This is a genomic window from Methanosarcina sp. (assembly GCF_035390745.1).
Lineage (GTDB): Archaea > Halobacteriota > Methanosarcinia > Methanosarcinales > Methanosarcinaceae > Methanosarcina.
In genome coordinates this window covers 88,387-99,963 of record NZ_DAOOUJ010000006.1, presented here as the reverse complement: position 1 = coordinate 99,963, position 11,577 = coordinate 88,387, and the positions used below count along the sequence as shown (strand labels likewise).

The 11,577-nt window shown below is 41.0% G+C and carries 6 protein-coding genes; 4 read left to right on the top strand and 2 right to left on the bottom strand.

Annotated features, from left to right (window positions below; all coding sequences use genetic code 11):
- Nucleotides 1–237: 237 nt before the first annotated feature.
- From PLL47_RS03310 to PLL47_RS03300, 3 genes are all read left to right on the top strand, one after another.
- On the top strand, nucleotides 238–1,974 hold the full coding sequence (locus PLL47_RS03310; protein ID WP_324444772.1) for a DUF3344 domain-containing protein: 1,737 nt from the start codon (nucleotides 238–240) through the stop codon (nucleotides 1,972–1,974).
- Nucleotides 1,971–3,575, top strand: a complete 1,605-nt coding sequence (locus tag PLL47_RS03305; RefSeq protein WP_324444770.1) for a COG1361 family protein — start codon at nucleotides 1,971–1,973, stop codon at nucleotides 3,573–3,575. The genes PLL47_RS03310 and PLL47_RS03305 overlap by 4 nt, the downstream gene beginning before the upstream one ends.
- Before the next feature lie 280 nt (nucleotides 3,576–3,855).
- Nucleotides 3,856–4,797, top strand: coding sequence for a nucleotidyltransferase domain-containing protein (locus PLL47_RS03300; protein WP_324444768.1), 942 nt, complete (start codon nucleotides 3,856–3,858; stop codon nucleotides 4,795–4,797).
- A 97-nt stretch (nucleotides 4,798–4,894) separates the two neighbouring features.
- Here the strand turns inward: PLL47_RS03300 and PLL47_RS03295 are convergent, their stop codons facing one another.
- Nucleotides 4,895–6,388, bottom strand: coding sequence for a PGF-pre-PGF domain-containing protein (locus PLL47_RS03295; RefSeq protein WP_324444766.1), 1,494 nt, complete (start codon nucleotides 6,386–6,388; stop codon nucleotides 4,895–4,897).
- Nucleotides 6,389–6,631: 243 nt separating this feature from the next.
- Here PLL47_RS03295 and PLL47_RS03290 point away from each other — a divergent pair, with 243 nt between their 5' ends.
- Nucleotides 6,632–8,152: a DUF4139 domain-containing protein gene (locus PLL47_RS03290; protein WP_324444764.1), complete on the top strand. Its 1,521-nt coding sequence runs from the start codon at nucleotides 6,632–6,634 to the stop codon at nucleotides 8,150–8,152.
- A 460-nt stretch (nucleotides 8,153–8,612) separates the two neighbouring features.
- Here the strand turns inward: PLL47_RS03290 and PLL47_RS03285 are convergent, their stop codons facing one another.
- Nucleotides 8,613–10,535 (bottom strand): hypothetical protein, encoded by a 1,923-nt coding sequence (locus tag PLL47_RS03285; RefSeq protein WP_324444762.1) that lies wholly within the window; start codon nucleotides 10,533–10,535, stop codon nucleotides 8,613–8,615.
- Between the last annotated feature and the right edge of the window lie 1,042 nt (nucleotides 10,536–11,577).

The window sequence follows — 11,577 nt, the reverse complement described above, 5'->3', positions numbered from 1 at the left end:
ATCAATTTTTTTAAAATAAAATAACATTAGTTAGAAAGATTGATATAGAAATAATATATAAAGTATGACGAAAGTTAAAATTTGTAGGAAAAGATAAGCTTTTGAAATATGCGGCTGCAGGACCGAAATGGGAATGGAAAAACGCCCTCAGATTCGCTTTATCAGCATAGTTTTATCAGTATAGTTTTAAAACGCCAGAAATTAAAATGTCTTTACTGAAAGGAGCTGGAGATTTATATGTTATTAAAAAAAGAAAATATGAGCAGGTTTTTACTATACCTTGCAGGAGTACTGATTTTTTTCACATATATTTCTCCATGCCTGGCAACTTACAACTTTGAAGGCACCCCTGAACAGGATGAACTGATTGAAATCACATCAGGTACGGTAAAGGGAGGATTGTATATTGACGGAGGAGAAGGGCTTAAAAAAACTCCTTACGTTCAGGAATTCAATGTCCCGGGAGATTCCGTAGTTTGGGCAAGAGTATATGTAGGGCTATGGGGAGGCACAGAAACAAAAACAGGAACTCTTGACCTTACTGTTGGAGATAAAGAGTATGAAAGCCTTGATCTGGAAGGCAAAGCAGATAAAGGGGATGACGAGGACCAGAATCCTGCTATATACTGTTCCGGTCATGGGGTTTACTGGATAGCTTATGATGTCAGCTCAAACATAAGTACCGGCCCCTTAACAGTAGAAGCAAAGACAAGCGGAGATATTGATGGAAGAGTGTACGGGATAATCCTTGCTGCGGTATATGAAGATAAAGAAGGGCAGGACACAAAATACTGGGTTGAGGAAGGTAACATAAACCTTCACGGAAAAGGGTGGAGTGAGGACCTGGCATCAACTCATGATGAAGCATATGCGGAATTTTCCGGAAAGATGGATGTAGATAAATACAAAACCGCAAACCTTGCTGTAGTGTACCTCTGTGGCAGCCCAGGTCTTGAAGATTCCCTTTACTTTAACGATGAGCAACTTGCAGATGGGGAAAATAAAAACGACATAGCAAGCTCAAAAAGTTATTTTGATTTTAAATTCTTTGATGTACTGGATTTTCTTGCAGAAGAAGATAACGAACTGAAGTTTCAAAGGGATGATGAAGATTATGTGCATCCGGTGCTGGCAGCTCTGAGCCTGGGGACGGGAGAAGAAGGAAGCTCTGACCTCATTGTCTCAGGACTTACCGTTCCTTTGCTTTATGCAGGGGAAGACAATACAATAAAAGCAAGCATCAAAAACATAGGAAAGGACTCTGCATACGGTTTTCAGGCAGCGCTTTATGCTGATGACGAAATAGTATCCACAGCCCCTGTATCTTCTCTTTCTAACGGTAAAAGTAAAACAATTGAATTCAGCTGGGAACCCTCCCGTGATGGGGAACAGGCTCTGAAAGTATACGTTGATTACACCAATAAGAAAAAAGAACTATGTGAGGTAAACAACTGGAACACCCCTTTTCTTGCAAGGATTGTGGATCTAACACCTCCTGAAATCGAGATAGAGTATCCGGAAGATGGGGACTCTGTGGATGCCGGATACCTTACAGTCAGCGGAACGGTTGAAGATACAAACAGGAACCTTACAGTAGATGTTAACGGCCAGAAAGCACTGCTTTCAGGGGAGAGCTGGAGTGCCAGCGTTCCAGTAGTTTCTGGCCCCAATACAATAGTTGTTTATGCGGCTGACGGGGAAAACAATACTGCAACTGAGCTTATTCTCGTCGACGGAAAGGCTTCATCCCAGCCTGAATACAGGCAATCCATAGAATCTGAGAATGGAACGGTAATCTATAATCAAGCCAATCAAATAGAGCCACTTAACCAAACAAAAACCCAGAATCAAACAGGGCCAGTATCCAAATACGAAAGTAAGATGCATGCAGTTCTTCGGATTTTAATGGAGAGATTGGGCTTATTTCTGCAGTTTTATTTGCAGGGCTTAGAAACAGGAGGGGAACAGTCATGAACAGAAAGGCAAAAAGAAATTATGCATTCTGTGTATCTGCAGCTTTTTTCATTGCATTGTTTCTGCTTTCAGGTCTTCTTCCTGCATCGGCAAATGAAGACGACTGGGACAACCTGACAGTTACCCTCGGGCCTGAGAACTCAATAGTTTCAAAAGATGAATACTCCCTGGAAGCACTGAAATTTGACGGGTACGGCATGGTGTGGGTTCAGGTCTTCAAAAACGGCATTCTTATCGGAGATGCTGTTCTGGAAAATAACAGTTCGAGCTGGTGCTATTTTGACAGTGAGAATGTAAGGCTGAAAGCATACAATGTCACTGACCAGAGAAGTCTTCCTATGTTTGGTAGTCTATTTTTCCCAAAAGCCGAGCTTATCTTTGAAACAAAAAGAAATTTTGAAAATAACGTTATCCTTGAGCTCGATCTCGAAGCAGACAAAGATGAATACTATCTCAGTGATGAAGTAATTGTTGATATGGAACTCAGAAATACCGGACTGGTAAAAGCCGAGAAAATAGAACTTGAGCTGGATTCGGACGAGCTCCTTGTAAAGGAAGGATGTCCGGAGAAAATAATGCTTGATAAGGGTTCAAAAAAGTCCTGTGAACTGCGGTTTAAGTTTCCTGAAAAAATAAAAGAAAATTATTTCATAAAACTAGACGTAAACTGGAAAGATAGTTCCGGCAAACACTCTCTTTCCAAAAATGTAGAAATTGAGGTCGCTGAACCGCTGGCAATCTACAAAAATACAGGTTCAGAAGGTTTTGCAGGAAGCCCTGTGTATATTACGCTCTCTGTGAAAAATATCCAGGACAGGGCGGTTAATGTCAGGCTTCTGGATTTGCTGCCAGCAACTTTTTCAGTTGTTAATAATACCTCTGGAGGAAAGGAACTGAATTCAGGAAGTTCATCCTGTTTAAGCTGGAACTTTGTGCTGGACCCGGAAGAGAAAAAGACCTTTTCTTACAGTGTAAAGTCAGAGATTTTAGGAGCCCACCGGGTTCCCCAGGTACATGCATATTCAAATTTATGCGGGCAGCCCTACACCGAAAGTTCCGATTCCGAGAATATAATTACCATATATGAAAATATTTCATACAGCCCGTACAGCAATAAAACCCTGACAGAAGTAACTCTTGCTTCAGGAGCCGACATCTCAGCTTATCTGGATAATAACGGATATGCTCTTCTGGACATCCTGGTGAAAAATGATGCCCTTGATGCTTCCATATTTATTCCAAAGGGCACAAGGCTGCTTGATAGTCAGAAAGAGCCTCTTAAAGCAATAACGATAACAGAGACAGACCATCCTGCCCTTCCAGGAACGCTGTATCTTGCAGGGAAATATTATTATGGGCTTGAACCTGAAGGCGCAGAATTTGACCCTTATGTTAATCTCAGTATGGGCCTCAACAGCTCAATGAAAGGAAATTTCGTATCCGTATACTGCTATGATGAGGATAACTCCGCATGGACTCTGGTTAACAGCACTCTCAGCGAAAACAGAATTTCAGCAAAGCTCACTGGCTTTTTCGTGTATGCAGCTCTTGCAGAACCTCCGGCACAGGTAAATCTGTATGTTAACCTGACATCTCCATAATGTGGCTGTTTATCGGTAATGGTTTGCTCTCTATCACGTTCCATAAAAGAGATTTTCTTCTAAAAAAGGTAGAAAAGAGCAGAGATTAAGAGCTATTCGAGCACTAAAAACCTGCAAGTAGAAATTTCAGTTTTCTTTTATTTAAAACTAAAATACCTGACAGCTATATACAGGAACGGTACAATACATTTCCTGTCATTTATTATGAATTCTTATATAGTCAGCAGCAAGGATTTCTTTGAATTCAAGTATTTTTCACAGGCTCCAGGGATGATACAAAATGCTTAAAACACGCCTCCGAGATTTTCTTCTTACAAAAGATGACTGGCTTTTTGCAGTTTCTGATTACTTCCGTAAAGATGGAATAAGAGCCACACTCCGTTACGTGCCGGATGAAAACGGGGAAAGGGAGTTAAACGGGATAAGGTACAAAAAATACGATTTCGGCCCTGCTTTTGAGTTCATGAAAAAACACAGGCCTGACTGGGTTCAGGACGTTCATGTTGTTCCGGAATCCGAAGTAAAAAAGGTGCTCCGTCCCTCTGACGTGATTCCGGAACTTGTGAATTCCGACAGCCGTGTAAGGGCAATCGTAAAAGTGCTTGACCTTGCAGAGATTCCCAGGACAAGTATGGGGGTTACGGGTTCAATGCTTGCAGGACTGCAAAACGAAAGTTCTGACATAGATTTTGTTGTCTACGGTCCCATGTGGTTCAGGGCAAGAGACGCTATAAGCGCTGCCAAACAGCAGGAGGGGTCCATAAAAGAGCTCGATGAGGATATGTGGCAGAGGATCTACAGAAAAAGAATCCCTGAAATCTCTTTTGATGAATTCATGCTTCACGAGTCCAGAAAAGGAAACCGCGGCATGGTTGAAGGCACTTACTTTGATCTTCTCTTCGTGAGGGAATGGGACCAGATTAAAGATCCCCTGCTTCGGGGAAAAGATACTGTCAAAATGAAAATCGAAGCCGAAGTCAAAAACGCTGACTTTGCCTTTGACAGCCCTGCTTATTATAAAGTGGAGCACGAGGAAATTGACCATGTTCTCTCCTACACGCATACCTATGCAGGTCAGGCTCTTCCCGGAGAGATTATAGAAGCCTGCGGTGTGGTCGAAGAAGTTGGGGACATAAAACGGCTTGTTGTGGGTACTTCGAGGGAGCCGAAAGGAGAATGGATAAGGTCTCTTACATGGCTTGAGAAGTGCGGATACACTTGATTTAAACGAAAATCTACTAAAAACTTAGAGAGAATATTGAATACAGCATAAAAATAGAGAGGAAGGTTTTTCCGAACCTTCCCATATTTTGGAAACCTTATTCCATTTTTCTTTTCTTCAGGGCTGTATATGATGCCAGAATCCCGGCTGCCGAGAATAAAACTCCGGCTCCCGGAGCACTTTTGTTTTCCTTCTCTTCATCGGAATCCAGATTTCCATCACTTTCTTCTGATGCTTCTTCTGAACTCACAAGATTATTATCTCTGGCAGGATCAATTTCGATTGACTGGCTGTTTTTCTCCTGACCTGAGATTGCAAAAGGTGAAAATCCAGGGGTTTCTGAGCTAAAGTAGAAATAATCTTCATCTTTTCCGGTCAGAGTTGTGGGCAGTGAGTTCCATGTGTTGTTGCTGTACCTGTAAAGAGTAATCGTGTTTTCACCTATCCCGTTATCGGAAAGCCATGTCCGGTTTACCCTGAAGCTTATACTGGCATTTTCAAGGTTTTCTGAACTTGAAAATCCGCTGTTCCCAACCCAGATATTCAGGTTTTTGTAAACCGTTCCAGGAGCAGGCTCTTTAACTATTGAGGATGTGTTCTTCAGCATTTCCACAATTGTAGTAGTTTTTCCGAAGTTCTTTTTGGGATCAAACTCTATTTTTACGATCTCGTTTGTTTCTCCTTTGAAGGTGTAGCAGGTGTGGATTCCCTTGAAAATCTGCTCATTTGAAACCTCTTTGAGTTCTACATTTCTGCTCGATTCAGGAGAACCCCCCCCGCCTCCGCCTCCGCCTCCGCCTCCCCCACTGCTGCCTCCCCCGCTGCTACCTCCGGAAGAAGTTGTTTTCTCCTTGACTGTGATATAGCCTGTTTTTGTCTCGGTATCGTTTCCATAGGTAGCATTGGATGCCTTGAGACTTACGGTATATGTCCCTGTTGTTTCATAGGTCCATGCCGGATTTTTCTCTGAAGAATCAGCGCTTCCGTTCCCGTCAAAATCCCATTCCCAGGAATCCGGGTTGCCTGTAGATAAATCAGTGAACTGGACTTTAAGAGGAGCAGTACCGGAGATAGGGGCTGCGGAAAAATCAGCTTCAGGAGGGGAATATGTCGCTGTAATTTCAGAAGCCCCCGTGACAGGGACTGCGGAGACCAGATATGCGGAAATATTACCTGAAAATGTGAAATTGCCAGGTTCTATGACTGAAGGCACTGTAACATTGTACACAACAGTTTTTCCTTCTCCTGCCTGAAGGCTCTCAACCCATATCCATTCCAGGGTAGACTCTTTGAAAGTCCCGGTACTCTGGAAAGTAGCTCCGTCACTTTCAACCACACTCACATTCCATCCGTCAGGAAGGTTTTCGTCGAGGGTGAGGGCTTCAACATACTGATCAGTTGATATATTCACAGTCACTGTAAAAGTTCCGCCTGTATAAACCGTTCCTGCGGAAACCTCCCTGTTTGCTTCCATTCCAGAAGCTGAAACCGGAAGTATAGCTGTTACAAAAAATATACCCAGTATAAGACCGGAGATTAAATATGAAAATCTGATCCGGTTTTTTGCTTCAGGGGTTTCAATCGTTTTCATGAAGACGAATCCTTTAGTTTTCTTGAGCTTATCTATACATCTTTCTTAAATTCCATATTCTGTATTGGTCTATATTATTATAACTGTACTCACCCGGACTGGAGCAGTAATTTTAGTAGACACGCAAGGACTTATCAATATTCAGCATCATAAGGCATCAAAATTAAGGAAAGAAAAGATATAACTTCAAGTTCACCCGCAGTCAAAGTCACATATAAATAAAACAGTGCCCTATTTTCTGTTATGATAACCAGAAAAAGTTATGTATGGCTTGCTCTGATTTTTGTAGGAGTTGCAGCTGCCGGTGCAGTGTTTGCTTACTCTGCCCCTGCTGGAAATACGGTTCAGGCAGATGAGCGCGAAACCACTGCTGATGGAGGAGAAATAACTGCCAATGGGATTGAATCTTCTTCCAGTGTAATAACAAAGGTAAAACCTTCAAATCCCCTGGAAATTCTCACTGCTGGAGCTGCAGAGACTGATTCGGCTACCGAGGTTACGGTCTATAACGATAACCTTGCCCTTGTGAAAGAACGCCGGAAACTCGACCTGAATACCGGAGTTAACAATGTCGAATACACCGATGTGGCTGCACTTATCGATCCGACCTCGGTCATGTTTGAAGACACAAAAAACAAAAACACTGCCGTGCTTGAACAGAACTATGAGTATGATCTGGTAAGCAGTTTCAAACTTCTTGACAAATTCCTGGGTAAGGAAATCACTGTAACCGAAAAGGAAGGAGAAACATACACAGGGACTCTTCTCAGCCACGACGGAAGGGTTGTGCTAAAGCTGAGCGACGGAAAGGTTGTAAGTATCACGGAGGTCTCCAGATTCGAGTTCCCTGACTCCGCAGGTCTGCTTACAAAACCCACCCTTGTCTGGCAGGTCTATTCTCCCGTTTCAGGCAGCCGCGATGTTCTCACATCTTATCTTACAGGCGGCATGAGCTGGAATGCTGATTATATCGTGAAGACAAATGCCGATGATACAAAAGCTGACATACAGGGATGGGTCAGCGTCGACAATCAGGCTGGAACCACCTATGAGGACGCCAGATTGAAGCTGGTCGCAGGGGAAGTCCACCGTATAGCTGTACCGGAGCCAATCTATTATGAAGGGAATGTAGAAGAAGCGGAAGTAGCTTATGAAGTTGAGAAGGGAGGCTTTGCTGAAGAATCCTTCTTTGAGTACCACCTTTACACCCTTGAAAGAGCAGCTACCCTGAAAAACAACGAGGTTAAGCAGATTTCCCTGCTCTCTGCGGATTCCGTGCCTGTAGAAAAGGAACTCATCTTTGATGCCTCAAAAAGCAGTGATGTGCAGGTAGTCCTGAACCTTACCAACTCCAAACAAAAAGGCCTTGGAATGCCTCTTCCTGCCGGGGTTGTGAGAGTGTACAAGGCTGATTCCGAAGGACAGCTCCAGTTCCTCGGGGAAGACAGTATAGACCATACTCCAAAGGATGAGGAAATAGAGATTGTTGTCGGAAATTCCTTTGATGTAACCGGCACCAGGACCCAGACCGATTACAGGAGGGTAAGTGATGATGTCTGGCGGGAAAGCTATGAGATCGAACTGAAGAACCATAAGTCCCAATCCCAGAAAATAAGGGTTGTAGAACACTTCTATGGAGACTGGGAAATTACCACTACATCAGATACTTATGAAAAGACGGATGCTTACACTGCCGAGTGGGAAGTAACCGTGCCGGCGGACGGTTCAAAAAAGGTCACTTTCACAGTGGAACGCAGGTATTGAGTTTCCGGATATAAGTATGAGTCTGGACTAAAAATATCTGAGAAATCTTCCAGATTCCGGCTTGAAAGAATAAGCCCGAAAAATTTTCACAGGGGGCGTTTGCCCTCTTACTTTTCAAATTCCTCTTTTATCTTTTTCCAAAAAGTCAGTGATCTCTAATTAATTGTTTGATCTATTCAGGAATCGTTAAAGGTAATATTCTTAGTTTTTTCTTCCTGCACCGCACACTTAAGTCCTGTGGGATAAGAGCCTCTCCGAAAAGTGGTTACCTGCTGTAACTTTTAATATGCAGTATGCAAAATCACAACGGGTACTTTGATATTATATACCTGTTATGGCTTTTCAACGTGCATTACTGACTTTCCGGACAGGCTCTAAATGCTATATCACCTTTTTATTTTTGAGAATGTTGCCATGTATGTCTGATCCTGTTATATCAACCTCTGATTTTACAGAACCCTTACTTTCTTTTATGTAAATATACAGCAAGCAAGCTAAACACCCCACAAACCATTTCAAAAGCAGGTATATTTACAGTTTCTCCCTCAGAATTTACATCGTAAATCACGAAACTATGTGTTCCTGGGCTGACTGTATGGAAAATATAATACACATTATCCGCGTGGATTACATTATCAGTACCAATAGCAGAACCGTCATATTGAGCCTGTATACCATTCTGAATATTTGTTAGTTTTATTGTGAAGTTCTCTATCTGTCTGGTTGTGGTGATGTCCACTGAAACACCATCAGGTATGTTATGTGCCTGGATCTTTGCGGTTTTGAGATTGTTATAGTCGGCTATCTGGTCCAGGTTAGAGAAAGCTGTATAATCGTGACCTTCATTTACATAATCCAGTAACTTTGACATATTTTCATACAGGTCTGGTCTTGTCATTATTCCCTGTATATGGCCACCAATAATGTAGTTTGCCGGGAAATTGATGCCATAGAAATAATTCATCTCTGCAACGTTCTGCGTGTAGAAGTCTTCCGCATTATTGTAGCTAATATCAAAGGTCTTGGGTATCTCTATCTCTATGAGGTTTGACTCCTTACCGTAAAGAATCTTTTGTTTCGGGAAGAAAACATTGTTGCTTAAAGTGTACCCTATTGGCACATTACCTGTATACCATCCATAGTTTGTACTGATGGAGAATCCAGCATCCGATGCCGCCTGGTATGCAGGCATTGCTGCATTGGCTCCAGGAAATCGGATTGATGAAAAACCGTAGTCTGAAACGCCGTAAGCTTCGTTTATTATATTTTCTGCATCAGTCACGTTTTCTTGGAACTGAGAAATGCTATAGTCACTGGATGTCCAATCAGTAATGAAATGCGGGTGAATTGTATGTGTGTCGCCATACTGAGCATAATAATCTAACCCTGTCTTTGTTGTTTTAGTGGAATTTGGTATTATGAAAAATGTGTTTAGGTTCTTTACATCTGTCAGACTTTTGCTTGCTTCCATATCAAAGAAAGGTTGCACTTTAGCGATCTCTGAATCAGATGCAAGGACGTCATCTATCGTAATCGTAAATTGTTTGTCTCCTTTTGGATACGTGATACTAATACCATATGTGTTGTTGTCAAGTTCAAGCATCCAGGCTTTCACGCTTTGGAATAATTTTGTTGCAGATGCCCTGTCAAAATAGTTACACGAGCCTCCGCTGATGAACATGTTTTCATTACTGAAGATAGCTCGAGCTCCGGTTTCAGGGTTTTCGAATTTTATGAGCATATCACCATCCCGTGAGTCGAACATTAAAACCCTGTATTCAAAGTCTGAAATAGTTCCCGAATCAGGATCGAATGCTCTCATATACGTAGATTTTTCAGTAGAGCCAAGTGAAGTGTAAGTGTTATTCATGCCATATGTAATCGGATCATTTGTATCTACAAAGATTGTAGTGTAGTTACCGACTACGGCCTCGGACGGGTTTCCTAATATGTTGATTCTATTTGCAGATATTGTACCATCCTCTTCCAGCCGTGGATCGGCAAAAAACCAAACTCGTCCACCGCTGGAAAGGTACATGTTGATTGCTGAAGCTGCAGTATCTGACATATGTTTGTCAGGAACAAGCAACAAATCATAGTTATCTTTATTGAGGTTCTCAGATATTGTGGAATCAGTGAGATATGATAATTTATATTCGAAAAACATCGACGTAAACAAAGGGTCATGAGCTACAGTATCAGTGGATGGGAGATAGACTGCTATTTTCAGTGTATTATCCAGACAGTTTTTGTTTTCTGAATCTGCCACTGCTGGTGTAGATATAAGTAAAGTATATATTATTATGAAAAGTATATTTTTGATATGCATGTTAACCCCTTTAAGTACCCTGGTGCATCGATTCCCAATTAACTCCTCTTTCATTTAGATTATATTTTGGCCAGACATTTTCGTCTTTTTCTTCAATTATAAGTTTCCAGATAAAAGTGGCTGGCTATTCGTAAGTTACCTATATATTACCTGATTTTCCCTTAATTCCTTTATTGAGTCAACTTTTATCCCTCTCAACAGGCTTCTTGCCATTTTACTGAAAAAACTTTCAATTATATTTAGCCATGAATCATGTTTGAGTATTAATACAAATTCAAATTTACCCGGGAACTGTTCCGGATATTCTCGAGTTTCTATAGAGGTATGTGTTTTGTGATTGTCCTTATAATTTGATCTTTTCTTTAGAATAAATTAACTCAAGTCCTTTAAGGGATTGTATGAATCCCAATTTTCTATATTTCTAAAATATGTTATAAAGATTTTTTTGGATATAAAATCAATGCCTGAAAATATAAAAAGAGTTTTACATCTTCTGTATTCATAAACTCTTGCTATTGCGGGATTACGCCCTTCTACTGGCATAAGATCCGGGTAAACATTTCCAGTAACTCTTAACAGATAACCAATGGAACGGCTTTATGTAGGTGAAAAGAATCGAAGCGAATCTTGTAGAAGTATTTAAACATAAACTAAAACTGAACGAAATATTAAATAAAAAAGTTTATTTATTATTTGTAAAAAATTATAGTATTAGGTATAGTGAGCTATTGATAGCGCTTTTGTTTTTTATTTAATGGTAAGTCCTTCTTTTCTGCCAGTCAAAATCAAAATCAATCAACTTGTTATTTTTGGCTAAATGTTACAGTATAACTAAAACCTGTATTATTTCATTCACAGAGCCTTTAGTTCCGTTTATTAATCTTATACGACCAGCATTCAGAGAATACTATCTAAATAATGTTAGTTCAATAAGCTAACATTATATAGATAGTAGATGTAGTTTATAGCAAGTACAATTAAAAAAGAACTTAACAGTGGGGGAAAGAAAACATGAAACTGGCCTTGGATAAAACTGGTTAGTTTCGGAGAAATCTTTACATAAAATCTAAAAGCGCCTTGTTCACCTGGCTCTTAT